Here is a 17289-nt window from a genome sequence, read left to right on the forward strand (position 1 = left end):
GTCAGGCCCCGACGTCGATGTAGTGGCGAATGATGCTGCGGATCAGGTCGGCGTCTTCCGCGCCGACCTTCGCGTAGATCGTCGGGCCGGCGGCCGCTTCGGGGTCGCCGGTGCGCAGCATCAGGTCGGCCCAGTCGATCAGGCGCCGCGTCGAGAACGCGCTGGCCAGATCCTCGCGGACGAACGCGGCGCGGCAGTCCGCCGCGATCGCCGCGAGCGTGCCGGCCATCGCCTCGGTCATGGCCGCGCCGAACGTGCGCTGCAGCACGCGCGCCTCGTCGGACGGCGGCAGGTAGTCGAGGCGGTACACGCGCCAGCGGTCGAGAAACGCCTCGTTCATCACGTTGGCGCCCTGGTAAAGATGGCGGAACTGCCCCATCGCGCCCGCCGCATTGGCGGTCGCGAACAGCCGGAACGACGGATGCGGGACGACGATCTCGTTGCCTTTCTCCTTCAGCAACAGGCGTCCGGCCGGTTCGAGCACGGCGGTGAGCACCGCGAGGATGGCCGGTTCCGCGAAGTCGATCTCGTCGACGATGAGCCACAACCCTTCGCGCATCGCGGTCGGCAGCACGCCGTCGACCCAGCGGGTCTCGCCGCCCTTGACGGTCCAGAACCCGACGAAGTCGCCGACCGTCGTCTGCCCGTTCATGTTCGAGCGCAGCACGCCGTGGCCGGCCAGCGCGGCGGCCTGCTCGATGAGGCTCGTCTTGCCGGTGCCGGTGTGGCCGATCAACAGGATGCGCCGGTTCTCGACGATGTCTTCCAGCACGTCCGTCGCGCGTGCGGTGAACAGGTAGGCGGGATTCCGTGGCGGCACGAGCGGCCCGCCCGGGCCGCGCGGCATCGGCACGCCGCCCACCTGCACGACGTGCGCCGCATCGCCGGTGGCCGCCGGTCGCGATGCGTGCGCGTGCCGGAGGTCCTGCATGAACCGGTCGCGATGCGCGGGGGCCGCATGGTCGCCCGTTTCGCGCCGGACGAAACCTTCCTGGATCCACTTGTGCAGCTTCGCATCGAGGTTGTCCGCATCGACGACCGTATCGACCGACGTGCTGCCGTCGGGACGATGATGCTGGATGCGGTACATGTGCGCGCGTTCGGAGCGGCTGACGATCCATTGCCCGGCGGACGGGTCCGCCAGTTGCCGATAGACGCCGAGTACCGACGGGGCGGAGGGAGTAGGGTCAGCGGGTGCGTTCATGGTGGCGAGCGAGAGTGGGCGGCCGGCGCTTCATGCCTTCGATGCATCGCGACGATTGTATATTTTTGCGGTGGAGGGCGACATTCGTGCGGGGATCGTTTCGTTTCGATACGGCGCAGAGCAGGCGGCGCGTTGGTCTGCCGGGTCAGGCGATCGCCAATTGTCATGTGTCATGCGCTGCAGCATGGTCGTTCGGCACCTTCGCCATGGCACTGAATCGCTATTGCCGTTTTGCCGCGCCGACCCGCCGACCCATCGACCCATCGACCCACCGATTCACCGATTCACCGATTCACCGATTCACCGATTCACCGATTCACCGATTCACCGACAACGTTGCGGCTTGCTGGTGCCGGTCGGCAACACCCCCATGCACGTCGAGATCGATCGATACCCTGCGTGGCGCTGACCTCCGCAGCCTGTTACGAAGACGACCCGTCATGTCGAAGCGCGGGCCGTTACGCCTTGATCAATCGGGTGGAATTTCAGTACCGTAGCAGGCTTGATCGCCCGGCTTGCCTCGCGCGTCCTTGGGCAGCCGGCTTTTCCATCCAATTGTGCGCCGGTCGTCGAATCCGGCGAAGGAGTGTTGAACGTGACGGTGACAGGAACGGACGAACGGGTGATCCGTCGTGCCAGCGCGCTGGATGCCCCGGCCGTGCTGCGGATCTTCGATGAAGTGATTGCGTGGTTCGTCGACATCGGCAACGACGGGCAATGGGGCCGTGAGCCCTGGTCGACGCAACCCAAGCGGATAACGCTCGTGACCGAAGCGTGTGCGCTGCCCGACGCGTGGGTGGCGGAATCGCCCGAAGGCCGCATCCTGGGCGCATTGATCCTGGGCGAATCCATGCCCTACGTGCCGCCCGCGACCGAGCCGGAAATCTACGTGAGAGTGCTGGTTGCGTCGCGCGATGCGCAAGCGCGCGGTGTCGGCCGGCGTCTGATGGCCTTTGCGGACGAGCGCGCCCGGGCTGCCGGGGTGGGGCGCTTGCGGGTGGACTGCTATGGCGGCGGGACCGGCGCGCTGGTGCGTTTCTACGAGTCCTGCGGGTATGAGCGAATTTCAACCTTTGACGTGGACGGTTGGCCGGGGCAGTTGCTGGGGCGCGATGTGTGACCACGATGAGCCGCTTTGTGCTGAATCCCTGATCTGGAGCGGGAGCATGGCGTGGCATCGCGTGCCGGCTAACGCGCACGCCGGCGCAGGCGCTGCGCTTCGAGGCGCGGCAGCAGGTGCTGCACGACGCGCGGCAGCGTATAGATCGGCAACTGTGCGCACGTGAACACGAGCGCCATGGTGGGCGTCGCGGCGAGCCCGAGCGCAGCCCACATCAGGCCGACGTTGCGATTGGCGACGATCAGCGCGACGTTGAGCCGCGTGCGGACGTCGCCGGGCGTGAGCCCGTACGCGATGATCTGAAAGCCCGCGTTGACGCCGAACGCGAGTGCGATCGCCGTCAACGCACGGTGCGGCGCGTCGATGATCGATTGCTGCATGCCGGCCATCGTGCCGAGCGCGAACACCAGCAGCGCGGCGACGATGGTCGCATCGATCGGCGTCGCATAACGGTCGAGCCGCGAACCCGCGAACCGCCGCACGAGCAGCGCCACGCCCTCGGCGCTGCCGATCAGCAGCGCGAGCCGCAACGCGAGATTCAACGGCGAGATCGACACGGCCGCATCGTGGCTGAACCAGGCCGTCAGCAGCGGCGCGGTGAGCGGGACGAACACCATCGACGCGAGGGTCGCGACGAGCGCGACGCTGGCGTCGAGCGACAGCATCCGCGCGATCGTCGACGTGCCGCTCGACGGCGGCGCGCAGTACGCGATCACCAGCGCGACGACCCAGTCGTACGGCATGCCGGCAAGCCGCGCGGCGATGCCGAGCGCGACCGGGCACGCGATCATCGTCACGGCGGGCAGCAGCAGCGACACGGCCGGCCGTCGCGCGACCGCGCGCACGGCGCTGGGCTCGACGCGCAGCAGCGTGCCGAGCACGAACAGGAACACGGTGACGGGCATCAGCGGCCGCGCGAGATCCGCGAGCGGCGGCATCAGCAGCCCGAGGCCGACGCCGCCTGCAAGCACGGTCGGGCCGCGCCGCACCAGCGCGGCAATCAGTGCGCGCACGGGAGCGCCTCGGGCCGGTGATGATCGGTGGTGAAGGCTGGACAGACAGCGGATGGCATGCGGTTTCCTCGAAAGGGGCGGGCCGGCACGGGATATCCGACAGGCTAATCCGAACAATTAGCGAAGTAAAATGATATAAGATGAATCTGTAACAAGAGAAAGTGATATGAACATCCCTCTGCTCGAAACTTTCCGGGCCGTCGTTCAGGAAGGCAGCGCGCTGCGCGCGGCCGAACGGCTCGGCTTCACGCAGTCGAACGTCACCGCGCGCCTGCGCCAGCTCGAAGAATCGCTCGGCGCGCCGCTGTTCGATCGGCACGGCAAACGGCTGGTGCTGAACGACGCCGGGCGCCGGCTGATTCCGTATTGCGACCGCATCCTGCGCCTCGTCGACGAAGCGACGCAGGTGGTGCGCGAGACGCCGGTCGCGCGCAGCTTCCGGCTCGGTTCGATGGAAAGCACGGCGGCCACGCGGCTGCCGGCGCTCGCCGCCGCATTGAAGGAGCGCGATCCCGCGCTTGGCCTCGCGGTGCAGATTGGCAGCGAGCCGGATCTGGCCGACGCGCTGCTGCGCGGCCGGATCGACGCCGCACTCACGGCGCGCGCGGTCGTCCGGCCCGGGTTGCGTTATGAGCCGGCGTTCGCCGAAGAGATGGTGCTGGTGAGCGCGGCCACCGTCACGCGGCGGCAGGTACTGGGCGACAACCCGGTGCGGCTGCTCGCGTTTCACGACGGCTGCCCGTATCGCGCGGTAGCGGAGCACTGGCTGAAGGTGCGCGGCATCGCGATCGAGTCGGTGGCGTCGTTCGGCACGTTCGGCGCGATCCTCGGCTGCGTGGCAGCTGGCATGGGTGTCGCGATCCTGCCGAAGAGGATCACGACCGAGCACGTGGCGCGCAAGGAGCTGCGGGCACACGGCTTCGACGATCTCGACAGCGTGACGACCTATCTCGTCACGCCTGGCGAAGTGCCCGAGCTGCCTGAACTCGACGCCTTGCGTGCGGTGCTCGGCCGGCAGGCGGGTGCGCTGCTTCCGCGTTAGCGGAGCACAAGGCCGCGCTTCGCGAGGCAAGGCAGGCAAAGCAACGCGAGCGCGGTGCCATTCGCGCCAGGCGTGCTCGTCATCCGCGGATCAAGGCTGTTGTGTAACCGCGCGTTCAGCTAGGCGATCAGGACGATACCGATGAAGCGATGCGGCATGGATTCTTCGCCCGGCCGCGGATCGGTTGACGGGGGCCGATCGGCACGACCTCAGCCCCGCGAGTCAGGTTCGGGCGCATCGCCGGGCCAGCGCGCGGCGAGCACGATACAGATGGCCACAAGCACGGCCGCGACGGCGAACGCGCGCGCAGCGCCCGCCACGATCGCGACGCCCTGGCCCGCGACCAGCGCGCCGAGCGCCGCGACGCCGACGGCTGCACCCACCTGGCGCGCGGTATTGAGGATCGCCGACGCGCTGGCCGAGCGGCCGGCCTCGACGCTGCCGAGCATCGTCGACGTCAGCGCGGGAATCGCGATGCCGCCGCCGATCGCCATCGCCGCGAGCCCCGGCGCCAGCAGTGCATACGGGGTGTGTGTTCCGAGCGTTTGCCACAGCCACACGTAGCCCGCGAGCGACACGGTGAGGCCGACGATGACGGTCGCACGGAATCCGTGGCGCACGGCGAGACGCGCGCTCGCGAGATTGGCGAGCATGATGATCGTGAGCGGCGCGAGCGCGAGCCCCGACTCGGTCGCGGTGAAGCCGCGCGCGTTCTGGAAATACAGGCTCAGCGAGAAAATCAGCCCGTAGAACGCGGCATTCGTGACCGCGCCGATTGCGAGCACGCCCGGCACGCGCGTGATCCGGAAGAACGCGAGCTGCAGCATCGGCGCGGCCACGCGGCGCTCGATCGCGACAAACAGCGCGCCGAGCACGACCGACGCGGCTACCGCACCGGCCGCATGCGGGTCGCCCGGCCCCTGCGCGCCGGCCCGGATGATCCCGCCCGTCAGCAGCCCGAGCACGAGCACCGCGACGATCTGGCCGGCCGGATCGAACAGCCGCGTGCGCGCGGCGGCCGAATCCCGCACGTGGCGCAACGTGAGCCACAACCCGGCCGCACAGATCGGCAGATTGATGAAGAAGATCGCGCGCCAGCCGAGCGAATCGATCAGCAGCCCGCCGAGCGTCGGCCCGGCCGCGCTGATCGCGCCGCCCGTCGCGCTCCACCATGCGACGGCTCGTACGCGCGCGGTGGCATCGTTCGCGCACGCGTGCGTGATGAGCGCGAGCGACGTGGGCACGATCATCGCGGCGCCGACGCCCTGCGCGACACGTGCGGCGATCAGCGCGGCCAGTGACGGCGCGAGTGCGCAGCCGAGCGATGCCAGCAGGAACAGCGTGAGGCCGTACGCGAACAGCCGGCGGCTGCCGAAGCGGTCGGCCAGCGTGCCGGACGTCAGCAGCAGTGCAGCGAAGGACAGCGTGTACGCATCGACGATCCATTGCAGCTCGTGGACGTTCGAGCCGAATGAATGGCCGAGGCTCGGAATCGCGACGTTGACGACGGTCACGTCGAGCTGAACGATCGCGAAGCCGAGGCTCGCGGCCGCGACGGTCGGGAGGATCGCGCGCAGCGACGTGCGGTGCGACGGCGCGAGGGCGGACGGTGTGCGGTCGAGCACCGGAGCGCGATCGCTCATCGCGGCCTCCGTGCTGCGTAGCGGAAGGGGCGGAGCGCAGGCAAGGGCGCGTCGTTGTCGGAGGAAGTGCGGAACGAACTCCAAAGCAGGCGGAATCGGATCATCTGGCGGGTTTCGGTAGGGCGGAGCGACGGCGCCGGCTACCGATCGCCGGCCGGCCGCATCGTCGAATCCGACAGGAAACTAGCATCGACCTGCTAACAAATACAAATAATAATCATCGATGTTTTAACAAGTATTCGTGGTAAAGAGCGGCGTGACCGACGCCGCCGACGTTGCTGAACGAATATCGAAAATATTTGTTTGTAATTGACTCGATATCATTTATGAATGCAACGACGGTCTCCTGGTCTTGTCGATCGCTGTGCCTCGAGGACGGCAAAGCGCGGCTGCGGTGCCATGTCGCTCTTCGAACCTCGACCTTTATACGAGAGACCTGTCTCGCACATGAACGCATCGCCTTGACGGCAGCGAAGTCCGGCCACATCCGGAAGACGCTCGGTGCACCGGCCTACACCCGCCCGACGGGGCGGACTACATCAGCGCACTGCGCAAGCTGACCACCCACGCGGTTCCTGCCCAGATCGTCGACGTCTTCGATCGCACGAAGGCGCCGACCGCCGCCACGCACCTGAACCGCCCGGGTGCCTGTCGCCGCGACGCTCAGGTGATCGGCCACTGCAGAATCACGATCCCGTCGTTGTAGTCGGTATCGGCGCCATCCTCCGCGCCTAGCCAGCCGAGCCAGACGCTGTCGCCCGCGGACAGCGGCGCGAGACGCGCATCGGTCGTGGATTTCCTGCCGTTCGCGGATGCGTCGATCCGGATCTTGCCGCCCTTCGAGTTCAGCGTGAACAGCCTGACGCCGTCCTCGCTGTTGCCGACGAACGACGCGGCCGGTTCCGGCGCATCGTCGATGAAGAGCCTGAGGTCCTGCCGGTCGGCGGCATTCGCGTAGAAGATCGCCTTGAACGCGGTATCCGGCGGCAGCGTGAAGTTGCCGTTGCGATCCGACGACGGCTTGAAATCCGGCTGTTTCGCGGCCGGCTGGCCGGCGCCGATCTCGATCGACGTTTCCCAGCGGAAATAGCCCGACACGGTGCCGTCGCGGTCGAACACGGCGAAATCGGCCGTGCACGTGGTGGCGCCCGCGGCCAGCACGTCGCTGCGCCAGTAGTGGTCCTTCATCGGATGGCACGGCGGATGCAGTAGGTCGTCGGCATCGGGTACCGGCGCGGCCGCGTCGCGTACTTCGGCTTCGAACGGCGCGACGATGCCCGCATCCTTCAACGCGAACCGGACGAACAGCACGCTCGCCTCGGCGCGCAGTGCCAGCGCGGTCTCGCGCAGGCGCAACTGGTCGCCCGGCGACAGCCCGGCAAAAAGCCGGCTGTCGTTGTGGCCGAGCTGCGCGGCGTCGCCGGGGCTCACCACGTAGAGGTGCCGGCCGTCGATCACGGTCGGCGCGTCTGGGTCCCGGCTCGCCTCCGGGTAGGCCGACAGCAGCGTGACGGCATCGACGATCACGAGCACATCGGAACGAAGACCAGGCATGAGCGCTTCCTCCGCAACAAGGGGTTGATGCGGGCAGCCGCCGCGCGGCCGCCCGCCTGCCGCGATCAGTTATGGATCGAGATGAACGGATCCCACGAGAAGCAGCCCTGGCTCTGGCAGTTGCGATCGATGATCTGGAACTGGAAGTGGTAAGTCACGCGGCCGACCTTCAGGCATTCCGACGACCAGTAGTAGTTCGCGACCTTCTGGCAGGTCGGCACCTCGGGCTTGCTGGTGTTCGGCACCGGGATCGACGCTTCCGCGACGCGCGGCGTCGGCGTCGAGATCAGTTCGTTGCCGACGTTGCCGATGAACTTGTAGAACACCACCTGGTTCTCGAAGCCCAGCGACAGGCTCGTTTCACGCCAGCGGATCAGGTCGCCGACCTGCGCCTTCAGGTCGAGTTCGCCGCCCGCCTGGCCGGACACCACGTTGTCCTGGTTGGTGACCATGTACACGTGCTTCCAGTCGATCAGCGTCGGGCTATTCGGATTCTTGCTGGGATTCGGATATTTCTTGAGGATGGTTTCGGTATCGAAAGAGACGAGCACATCGGTAACGCGTGACATAGAAGCTCCCGTTTGAATGAATGGGAATTATTGTTGCGCGAATTACGTCGCGCAGCCGCCATTGCCTTGTCCTGCAAGGCTCGTCGCCGTTCGATGCCGGTGCTGGCGAGATGGCGAAGGCAGGTTATCCCGTTCGGTTGCTTATGGAAGCTGTAAAAGTAAACAGGGTATTTAATTTGTTTTGGTCGGTAATTTTAAAATCGGAATCAATCGGATTCATGCGTGACATAAATATGCCGACATTGAATCTGTTAATTGAATGGCCGATTATTTTCGGGGGCGGCGGGGAGGGGCGTTCAACGATAGGTCCAGAGCCGGTGCAGCAGGAACGTCGTCGGCGGAATCAGCAACGCGATCGCGACGATGCTCATTGCGCGGGACACGTCGAGCGCTTCGGCCGCGCGCGCGAGCAGCAGGGTTTCGACGAAGCCGGCGAGCGTGACGGCGAGAAAGCGCACCGCGTTGCGCGTGCGCACCGTCGACGAAAAGCTCCACAGCGTGTTCGCGAGATACGAGAACGCCGTCGCGCAGAGGAACGCGATCGTGTTCGCCGTCACCAGCGTCGCGTCGAACCGCGCGAACAGCGTCGCCGCGACCAGCGTGTGGATCGCGGTCGAGCAGAGGCCGGACACGCCGAAGCGCACGAGGCGCGTGCGCTCGGCATCGAGCAGGCCGATCATGGCCGTCGCCGCGCGTCAGCGTTCGCCGATCCGCGCACGGGTCGGCTGCACGCGCCGGCGAGCGCTCTGGCGGCGGGCATCGCGCGCGACCCGCAGTTCGACCACCTTGCCGTGCGTCTGGTAGCGGCGGCGGATCAGGTAGACGGGCCGTTGCTTCGACTCGTCGTAGATCCGCCCGATGTATTCGCCGACGACACCGATCCCGATGAGCTCGATGCCGCCGATGAACAGCGTGACCGAGATCAGCGACGCGTAGCCGAGCACCGGATTGCCGAACAGCAGCGTGCGGAGGATGATGAACGCGCCGTACAGGAACGCGAGCGCGGCGATGCCGACGCCGATGTAGGTCCAGCTGCGCAGCGGCACGGTGCTGAAACTGGTGATGCCTTCCAGCGCGAAATTCCACAGCTTCCAGCCGGAAAATTTCGAGTGCCCGGCACTACGCGCGTCACGCTGGTATTCGACGATGACCGTCCGGTAGCCGACCCACGCGAACAGTCCCTTCATGAACCGATGCCGCTCGGGCAGGCTGCGCAGCGCGTTCACGACCTTGCGGTCCATCAGCCGGAAATCGCCGACGTTCTCCGGCAGTTTCACGTCCGACAGCAGGTTGTGCACGCGATAGTAGATCGCGGCCGCGGTGCGCTTCGCGAACGAATCGCACGCGCGGTTGCTGCGCTTCGCGGCGACGACTTCCGCACCGTCGCGCCAGTGTTCGATCATCACCGGAATCAGGCTCGGCGGGTCCTGCAGGTCGGCGTCGAGCGGGATCACCGCGTCGCCGAGGGCTTCGTCGAGACCGGCCGTGAGCGCCGCTTCCTTGCCGAAGTTGCGGGTCAGGTCGATCACCCGCACGCGCCGTTCGCCGGTGCCGATCCGGATCAGCCGCTCGAGCGTGTCGTCGCGGCTGCCGTCGTTCACGCAGACGATCTCGAAACGGATGCCGTCGATGGACGTCATCAACGGCATCACGACGTCGAAGAAGCGCTCGACGGCCTCGCCTTCGTTATAGAACGGCACGACCAGCGATACGAGCGGTATATAGAGTGGTTCCCGCATGATGATTTCCCCTGTGATGTCGCTTCACCGATGCGCGCCGATGGTCGGTCGGCCGGTGCGGCGCAATCCGTACGCCGGGCGGTGGTGCGTTCTGGCCGAATGGGTGAACGCTGTGTCGGTCGAGTGGTCGCGCGCGTCCGGCATCGACGGCACGTCGCGCCGGTCCCGGGCGATCCGGCTGACGAGCAGCCCGAGCGATGCCAGCGTGACGAGCGGCATGAACTGGAACGACAGATGCGGCACGACCGCGAGGCCCGCGAGCGGCGTCAGCCACAGCAGCGTCAGCCATTCCCGGTCGAAGCGCCGCCAGCCGTGCGTCCACGCATAACGCGCGTACCACGCGATCACGAGGCCGTACCAGGTCAGGTCGTAGTCGTACAGATAGGGGCTGACGAGCAGGCACGCGCACGCGAGCGTCGCGGCGCGCAGCGCGTACGCGCAGTCGCCGCGCCACGCATAGACGACGGCGATCGCGGCGACCGCGGCCGACAGCAGTTGAAGGGCGTTGGCGACGGAAGCGGGCAGGCCTGCCATCGCGGCCAGCGCGAACAGGGTCGGCATCCGCGCGAGCTTCGCATGGCCGGTGCTGATGACCTGGTAGACGTCGTGCATCCCGTGTGCGAACGCGATCCACGAGTCGGTGCCGAACGCGAGCGTGGCGAGCGCGACGCAGGCGGCGATCGTCGCGGCCCACGCGGCCAGCGTACGCCACTGGCCGGCGCACAGCAGCGCGAGCGGGAACAGGATGGCGATCTGCGGCTTCATCATCAGCATGCCGAAACAGATCCCGGCCCAGACGGGCCGGCGCTTCAGCAGCAACAGGCCGAGGCCGCCGAGCGTCGCGGTAAACAGGCTCGTTTGCCCGATGACGACGGTGATGAATGCGGCGGGGAAGGCCAGCGCGCACAGCCACGCGGTGCCGCGCTGCACGGTCGCCTGCATGACGACGGCGAACAGGACATACGTGACGCCAAGCCAGAGCACGACGGCCGGCGTGTACGGAAGCCAGCCGAGCGGCAGGACCAGCAACAGCATGCTGGGCGGATAGAGCCACAGGAGCATGCCGTCCTCGAGATTCATTCCCGGGACGGCGAGTTGCTGGATCGTGAACAACGCGCTGAAATGCCAGACGTCGGCGGCACGACCGTGCGCGGCGAGCCATGCGGCGCTCCAGATCGCGGAGAAATCCTCCGACAACGGGACCAGCGCGGCGCCATGCTGCAAGTACATTCGGGCGATGTAGATGCCGATGAACAGCAGTTCACCCAGCAACGCGGCGCCGGCATAAACGCGCACGCGATCGCGATTGAGCCAGTGAGGGTAACGGCGCGGGCCGGCGATCGGGAGTTCCGGGTGCGCATCCGTCTCGGGACGGGCGTGGAAAACGGAATGGGGCGTTTTCATCGCGAGCTCCGGGGCGAGTACTGCGCGGTGCGGCGAACGACGACGAACAGCACGGCAAGCAGCACGATCGGGCCGATCTGCGGCAGCTTCATCAGGCGGTTCAGCATTTCGAAGATCGGCAGCAGCCAGGCGAGCACGATCACGGCCTGGTCGCCGGGCAGCCAGCCTTCATCGAGGCCATGGGCGATCAGGCAGAAGATCGCGATACCGAGCCAGGTCAGCTCGTAGTGCCACAGATACGGTGTAGTCAGCAAGGTGGCGACGGCCAGTACCGCGCCGCGCAGGCGCATGTCGGGCGTGCGCCGCCAGACATCGACGGTTGCCGCGATCGCGAGCAGCGCGATCGCGGCCTGCGCGGCCAGGGCAGCCGGCACCGGGAAACCCGAGAGCCGCAGCGCGGCGAACGGCGTCGGCGAAGCGAGCCAGTAGGACGGCAGCATGAAGTGCTGGCCGCGCACCGTCGCCACGGCGTCGCCCAGCCCATGCAGTGCGCCCGTGCCGGTCAGCGCGATCCCGGCCGCCGCGAACAGCGTCGCGCTGATTGCCGCCGCCGCGAACGTGCGCCACGCGCGCGCCGCGATCAACGCGAACGGGAACACCACGGCCAGCTGCGGCTTGATCGCGAGCAGCCCGATCAGCACGCCGGCCGCGACCGGGTGCTTGCCGAGCAGATGCAGCGCGAGTGCGGCGAGGCCGGCGGTCAGGATGCTGTTCTGGCCGAACAGCGCGGACATGCACACCGCCGAATACGCGACCACGACGATCGCCGCGGCGTGCGGCACCGGAAGATGCGCGCGCAATCCCGACAACCGCGAGACGGCGAGCGCGTAGCATAAAAGACTGCCCGCGAAAAAGAGGAAATATGCGGGCAGGAAAGGCACAAGGGCAACCGGAGCGATGAACAGCAACATCGTCGGCGGATAGAGCCAGGGAAGCGACCGGTGCTGCAAATACGTGTCGAATTGTGCGAGCTCGGCCTGCAGGAACAAGGAAGGGTCGTAGGCCGAAGCGGCATGGCCTTGCAACACCAGGTGCGATGCGGTCCAGAAGACGGAGAAGTCGACGCCCGGGCGCACGGCGGCGTTCGACGTGAAGCCGTTCGTCACGAAGCCCCAGACAATCAGCAACGCGGCGAAGAGCATCAGCATGATGCAGCTGTACGGAACGATCCGGTCGGCTGTGAGCCATTGAGCACAGCGTATAGCGCGAACGCGCGACCCACGATTGGCTGTGTACATGATTCCCCGTATGTGTGTAGAGGCTGCATGGTTTGTCGCAGCCGTTTCATGTTCTGTCGTGCCCGCGGATCGAATCGCATTGAAATCGCGTCGTCCGGTGAATTCATTGTTGAAGAAAAAATCGCGTGATGCAAATCGCCCGCTGAAAGCCGGAATCCGGATTGACCGGTGACGCACGTGAAAACGGTGTTTTCAGGTATGAGAAATCGACGTTTCCGGATTTCATGTTTCTGCTTTGAAACATTCGGCCAATTTGACCGGCTCGGCATCCGGCCGGCCACATGAGGCAAAGGTCGTATCGCGTGTGCGGGAAAGTCCCGAGAAAATTTTTTGGGTCCTTTGCGGAGCGCGGCGGCAGGCATTCAGGCTTGCAACGCTTGCGCGGAAACATATATCAATTTTGAAACATTTCACGCGCCGGGCCCCGGGCCGGGGAACGCGAGCATCGCCGGAACCCTTGATGTGCCTCGATTCCGCTCGAGGTGGCCTGCTCTTTGCGTAAGCGTTGGCACGGCAGTCGACGAGGTGACGACCGGGCGGTTCCGGCAAAAGACAGACGGAACCCGCATCGGAATCACCGGCGGAAAGAAGGGCCGGAGCGCGTCGGGGAACATGCAGCTCCAGGTCGATCAACCGCGCAAGCCTTCGTCGAGTGACCAATGAGCCCCGGTATCGTCAGGGCAATAAAAAGTCGGCATGGCCGAATATGGGGAATAAAAATGAAAGACCACAGCACATCACGGTTCGCGAACCGGATTAAAAACATATTGCAGCTTATCCGGGAGATTGTTTCCCGTTCATCTGGATTCCATGCGTCGAACGGCCGTCGTGCCGTTCCGGTCGACCGGATTGCCCGGCTTGTCCGGCTTGTCCGACCTGTCGCACCGTACACGCCTCTCTCGCATTCTGCCTCACTGATACCCGTTCGCGCGGACAGGGATGTGCATCCCCGTTCCCGCAGCTGAGCGTCGTGTTCCGATTTTTCGCGTAGTGCCGGTGGTGCCCGTCCCGACGTCGCACAAGACGAAGGGTATTCAATAGCAGTCCGAAAGGAGAGTACTTATGACAAGAGTCATCGAAAAGATCGCCTGGTTCGTCGAGGATCGGGAAGGCGTGACGGCCATCGAGTACGGCCTGATCGCCGCGCTGATCGCACTCGGCATCGTCGCCGCGTTGACGACGATCGGTACGGACCTGTCGACCGTGTTCAGCACGATCGCCTCGAGTCTGGACTCGGCGGTAACAGCACTCTGATGGACGGTACGACGAACGGAACATTCGAATCGCTCGTCGACACCACACGGCAGCAACACCCTGCCTCGACGTATCGATGCACGGTCAACCGACCAGCCGGCACGCGAGGATTTTGAAAGTCACCACGCAAGGAGATCATCATGACCAAGTTCATTCAACAAGCCGCCCGTTTCGTTCGCGACGAAGACGGCGTGACCGCCATCGAATACGGCCTGATCGCAGCACTGATCGCGGTCGGCATCATCGTGGCCGTCACGGCGGTCGGCACGCAGCTGAAGACCGTGTTCACCACGATCGCTGCCGACCTGACCGCGGCCGTGTGAGGCCGTTGAAAAGCAGAGCGTGCGGACGGCTCGGCCGGTGCAGCGATCGAGCCGCTCCCACGCATCGGATGACCGGGAACCGGAGACCATCATGCAAACCAGGGTGCGTGTCGCAGGCCCCAGGATCGGCGCGGAGCAGCGCGCGACGTCGATCGGGTATGCATCCGTCGCGGCGACGTTCGCCGTCGCGGTGCTGGGCAGCGTCGTCACGCCGAAAGGCTCGCTGGCCAATACGTACGCGGTGATCGCAACGGCCGTCACGGCCGCCGTGGCCACTGCGTTGGCAATGGTTTCCTGATCCTTCGATTCGCTCAGCGAGGTTCGCCATGTTGCTCGTTGCGCCGTCTTACCCGATTCCGTTGTGCGTGACGCTGCTCGCGGTATCCGCGGCCGGCACGGACATCGCGGCCCGCCGCATCCCGAACGGCCTCGTCGCGCTCGGACTGGCGGGCGCGCTGGTCGCCCAATGCGTGCTGCACGGCGTCCTGGCAGGCGCACTCGCCTGGCTTGCCGGCGCGGCGACCGGCTTCGCGCTGCTGCTGCCGTTCTACCTGCTGCGCGGGATGGCGGCCGGCGACGTGAAGCTGATGGTCGCGATCGGCGCATGGGTCGGCGCGGAAATGACCTGTTACATCGTGCTGGCCACGTTCCTGGCCGGCGGGATCGGTGCGCTCGCGGTCGTGCTGTTGCGCGGCCGGATGCGCCAGATGTGGACGAACGTCCGCGCGCTGATCGCGCGGCATTCGCGAGGAACGCGCGGGGAGGCCGCCGACGGCCCCGCGGAAATCGTATCGGTCGGCTCGCTGCCGTATGGCGTAGCGATCGCGGCCGGCACGCTGGCCATGCTGTTCGCGTCGCACACCTAGCGCGACGCACCCGCAACGAGGATCGAACGACCATGAACACGAACCATACCGAACCGAGACGCGACGCGCAGGTGGCCCATCTGCCCGATCCGTTGCCGTCGCGGGAGGCCCGCACGAAGCTGGGCGCGCAATTGCCGGCGGCGCCGCGCTCGCTCGACGAAACGGGACTGAGCAAGACGTTCGTTGCCGGCCTCGTGCTGAAGTCGACGCTGATGCTCGGCCGCCCGTCGTACGGCGACCTGGTCGAGCGGCACTGCCTGCCGCTCGCCGTGCTCGACGACGTCTTTGCGTTCCTGGTGCGCGAGCACCTCGTCGAACTCACCCATCGCGGCGCGACCGATCTCGACGTGACGTTCCGCCTGACCGACGCGGGCCGCGTGCTGGCGCTCGAGGAACGGGCGCGCAGCGGCTACAGCGGGCCCGCGCCGGTGACGCTCGACGCGTATCTCGAATGCGTGGCGGCTCATTCGGTGCGCAAGCTGCACATCGGCCAGAGCGACGTGTGGGCCGCCTTCGAAGACATCGTGATCGACACGTCGGTGCTCGACGCGGCGGCCGCGGCGCTCAATGCGGGCCGCCCGCTGCTGATCCACGGCCCGGCCGGCAGCGGCAAGACCTTTCTCGCCGAGCGGCTCGGCTCGCTGATGCGCGGTTACGTGCCGGTGCCGCACGCGATCTGCGCGGCCGGCGAGGTGATCCAGGTCTACGACCCGCTCGTGCATGTCGACGCGGCGTCGCAGCCCGGCGGCCAGTCGGTCGATCGCCGTTGGCGCCTGTGCGAGCGGCCGGTCGTGATGTCCGGCGGCGAACTGACGCTCGACGAGCTCGACCTGCGCCGCGACGAAGCCGCGGGCTTCTACCAGGCACCGCCGCACATGAAGGCGAACATGGGCATGTACGTCGTCGACGATCTCGGCCGCCAGCGCGTCGAGCCGCGCGACCTGCTCAACCGCTGGCTGCGCCCGCTCGATCGTGGCGTCGATTTCATGACGCTCGAATCCGGCAACCGCTTCGTGATGCCGTTCGACGTCTGGCCCGTGTTCTCGAGCAACCTGGCGCCCGAACAGTTCTGCGACGACGCATTCATGCGTCGCCTCGGCTCGAAGATCCACGTCGGCGCGCTGTCGATCGACAACTACCGCGCGGTGTTCGACGCGGCGTGTGCATCGCTGGGCCTCGTCGCGGCGAGCGATGCCTTCGACTACCTGCTGCACCACCTGCATCTGCCGACCGGCAAGGCGTTTCTCGCGTGCTTCCCGGCAGACCTGCTGCGACTCGTCGCCGCCGGCGCGCGCTATCGCGGCGATCCGGCCGAGGTGACGCACGACGCACTGTACGACGCGTGGGCGAGCTATTTCGGCGCGGGACCTGAACGGGAAGGCGTCCATCCGCCGCCCGTCGAGCGCGGCGGACGCACCTTCATCACCGGTTGAGCCGTTTCTTTCACGATTCGTCGAGGAGCATTGCCATGAAAAACAGTCGAGCGATCCTGATGCTGGTCGTCGCGATGGTCGCGGGTCTTGCCGCGGTCGTGTTCGCGTCCCGCTGGCTGATGCAGACATCCACGAGTTCGGTCACGTCGGTTGCGGTGGCGGCCACCGACCTGAACCTGGGCGAACCGCTCGGGCCGAACCAGATCCGCATGGTGAACTGGCCGTCGGGCAGCGTGCCGGCCGGCGCGTTCACCGATACCAAGGCGCTCGAAGGGCGCGTGGTACGCACCAGCCTGTCGCGCGACGAGCCGGTGATCGAATCGAAGCTCGCGCCGGTCGGCACGAAGGGCGGGCTGTCCGCGGTGATCTCGGACGGCAGCCGCGCGATCACGGTGCGCGTGAACGACGTGGTCGGCGTCGCGGGCTTCGCGCTGCCGGGCAACTACGTCGACGTGATCGTCAACACGCAGGAACAGCAGGGCAAGACCGACGGGCAGAGCATCTCGAAGATCGTGCTCGAGCACATCCTCGTGCTCGCCGTCGCGCAGCAGGTGAGCCGCGACGACACGGCGCCGAAGGTCGTCAACGCGGTGACGCTGGAAGTCACGCCCGACCAGGCCGAACGGCTCGACCTCGCGCGCAGCGTCGGCACGCTGTCGCTCGTGCTGCGCAACCAGATCGACCAGAAGACGCTGAACACCGACGGGGCGACCAAGATGACGCTGCTCGGCAAGGAGCCCGCACCCGAAGCACCCGCGGCGCCCGCTCGCGTCCGGACGGTACGCGTGCACGTCGCATCGCATGCGGCGCCGGAAGCGCGGCGCGACTGCGTCGGCGTGCTGACGGGCGTAAGGGGCAGCGTCGAGTGTTTCTGAAGCAGATCAACA

Annotated in this window: 17 protein-coding genes; 8 read left to right on the top strand and 9 right to left on the bottom strand. The window is 66.6% G+C overall.

The window, feature by feature from the left end; genetic code table 11:
- Nucleotide 1 precedes the first annotated feature (1 nt).
- Nucleotides 2-1204, bottom strand: coding sequence for an ATP-binding protein (locus DPV79_RS01875; RefSeq protein WP_059813305.1), 1203 nt, complete (start codon nucleotides 1202-1204; stop codon nucleotides 2-4).
- 595 nt (nucleotides 1205-1799) lie between these two features.
- On the opposite strand from DPV79_RS01875, the gene DPV79_RS01885 reads away from it, so the two are divergent.
- Entirely contained in the window at nucleotides 1800-2324 is a 525-nt protein-coding gene (locus DPV79_RS01885) for a GNAT family N-acetyltransferase (protein ID WP_113044717.1), read from the top strand.
- Nucleotides 2325-2392: 68 nt separating this feature from the next.
- Here DPV79_RS01885 and DPV79_RS01890 read toward each other — a convergent pair whose 3' ends face one another.
- On the bottom strand, nucleotides 2393-3337 hold the full coding sequence (locus tag DPV79_RS01890; protein WP_113044620.1) for a hypothetical protein: 945 nt from the start codon (nucleotides 3335-3337) through the stop codon (nucleotides 2393-2395).
- A 166-nt stretch (nucleotides 3338-3503) separates the two neighbouring features.
- On the opposite strand from DPV79_RS01890, the gene DPV79_RS01895 reads away from it, so the two are divergent.
- Nucleotides 3504-4379, top strand: a complete 876-nt coding sequence (locus DPV79_RS01895) for a LysR family transcriptional regulator (RefSeq protein WP_113044621.1) — start codon at nucleotides 3504-3506, stop codon at nucleotides 4377-4379.
- 209 nt (nucleotides 4380-4588) lie between these two features.
- On the opposite strand, the gene DPV79_RS01900 is transcribed toward DPV79_RS01895, so the two are convergent.
- The 7 genes from DPV79_RS01900 to DPV79_RS01935 all read right to left on the bottom strand — a co-directional run bounded on the left by DPV79_RS01900 (nucleotide 4589) and on the right by DPV79_RS01935 (nucleotide 12526).
- Nucleotides 4589-6022, bottom strand: a complete 1434-nt coding sequence (locus tag DPV79_RS01900; RefSeq protein ID WP_113044622.1) for an MFS transporter — start codon at nucleotides 6020-6022, stop codon at nucleotides 4589-4591.
- Nucleotides 6023-6685: 663 nt separating this feature from the next.
- Entirely contained in the window at nucleotides 6686-7576 is an 891-nt protein-coding gene (locus tag DPV79_RS01910; RefSeq protein ID WP_113044623.1) for an AidA/PixA family protein, read from the bottom strand.
- 65 nt (nucleotides 7577-7641) lie between these two features.
- A complete protein-coding gene (locus tag DPV79_RS01915) occupies nucleotides 7642-8145 on the bottom strand; it encodes an inclusion body family protein (RefSeq protein WP_027792733.1) in 504 nt (167 codons plus the stop codon).
- 296 nt (nucleotides 8146-8441) lie between these two features.
- On the bottom strand, nucleotides 8442-8825 hold the full coding sequence (locus DPV79_RS01920) for a GtrA family protein (RefSeq protein WP_059648660.1): 384 nt from the start codon (nucleotides 8823-8825) through the stop codon (nucleotides 8442-8444).
- A 15-nt stretch (nucleotides 8826-8840) separates the two neighbouring features.
- Entirely contained in the window at nucleotides 8841-9884 is a 1044-nt protein-coding gene (locus tag DPV79_RS01925) for a glycosyltransferase family 2 protein (protein WP_021156627.1), read from the bottom strand.
- A gap of 24 nt (nucleotides 9885-9908) precedes the next feature.
- Nucleotides 9909-11288, bottom strand: coding sequence for a glycosyltransferase family 87 protein (locus DPV79_RS01930; RefSeq protein WP_021156628.1), 1380 nt, complete (start codon nucleotides 11286-11288; stop codon nucleotides 9909-9911).
- Nucleotides 11285-12526 carry a glycosyltransferase family 87 protein gene (locus DPV79_RS01935; RefSeq protein WP_113044624.1) on the bottom strand — a complete coding sequence of 414 codons (1242 nt, stop codon included), beginning with the start codon at nucleotides 12524-12526 and terminating at the stop codon, nucleotides 11285-11287. Before DPV79_RS01935 ends, DPV79_RS01930 begins: the two co-directional genes overlap by 4 nt.
- A 1062-nt stretch (nucleotides 12527-13588) precedes the next feature.
- Between DPV79_RS01935 and DPV79_RS01940 the strand changes: the two genes are divergently transcribed.
- The 6 genes from DPV79_RS01940 to cpaB all read left to right on the top strand — a co-directional run bounded on the left by DPV79_RS01940 (nucleotide 13589) and on the right by cpaB (nucleotide 17277).
- Nucleotides 13589-13780 carry a Flp family type IVb pilin gene (locus tag DPV79_RS01940; protein ID WP_113044625.1) on the top strand — a complete coding sequence of 64 codons (192 nt, stop codon included), beginning with the start codon at nucleotides 13589-13591 and terminating at the stop codon, nucleotides 13778-13780.
- A 140-nt stretch (nucleotides 13781-13920) separates the two neighbouring features.
- Nucleotides 13921-14103 (top strand): Flp family type IVb pilin, encoded by a 183-nt coding sequence (locus tag DPV79_RS01945; protein ID WP_021156632.1) that lies wholly within the window; start codon nucleotides 13921-13923, stop codon nucleotides 14101-14103.
- Nucleotides 14104-14194: 91 nt separating this feature from the next.
- Complete coding sequence (locus tag DPV79_RS01950) at nucleotides 14195-14401, top strand: hypothetical protein (protein WP_048027263.1); 207 nt, start codon at nucleotides 14195-14197, stop codon at nucleotides 14399-14401.
- Between the two features lie 28 nt (nucleotides 14402-14429).
- Nucleotides 14430-14969 carry an A24 family peptidase gene (locus DPV79_RS01955; RefSeq protein ID WP_048027262.1) on the top strand — a complete coding sequence of 180 codons (540 nt, stop codon included), beginning with the start codon at nucleotides 14430-14432 and terminating at the stop codon, nucleotides 14967-14969.
- A gap of 32 nt (nucleotides 14970-15001) precedes the next feature.
- Nucleotides 15002-16402, top strand: coding sequence for a P-loop NTPase family protein (locus tag DPV79_RS01960; protein ID WP_021156635.1), 1401 nt, complete (start codon nucleotides 15002-15004; stop codon nucleotides 16400-16402).
- Between the two features lie 35 nt (nucleotides 16403-16437).
- Nucleotides 16438-17277, top strand: a complete 840-nt coding sequence (gene cpaB / locus DPV79_RS01965) for a Flp pilus assembly protein CpaB (protein WP_042972805.1) — start codon at nucleotides 16438-16440, stop codon at nucleotides 17275-17277.
- The last annotated feature ends 12 nt before the right edge of the window (nucleotides 17278-17289 follow it).

Source organism: Burkholderia reimsis (assembly GCF_003294055.1).
Classification (GTDB): domain Bacteria; phylum Pseudomonadota; class Gammaproteobacteria; order Burkholderiales; family Burkholderiaceae; genus Burkholderia; species Burkholderia cepacia.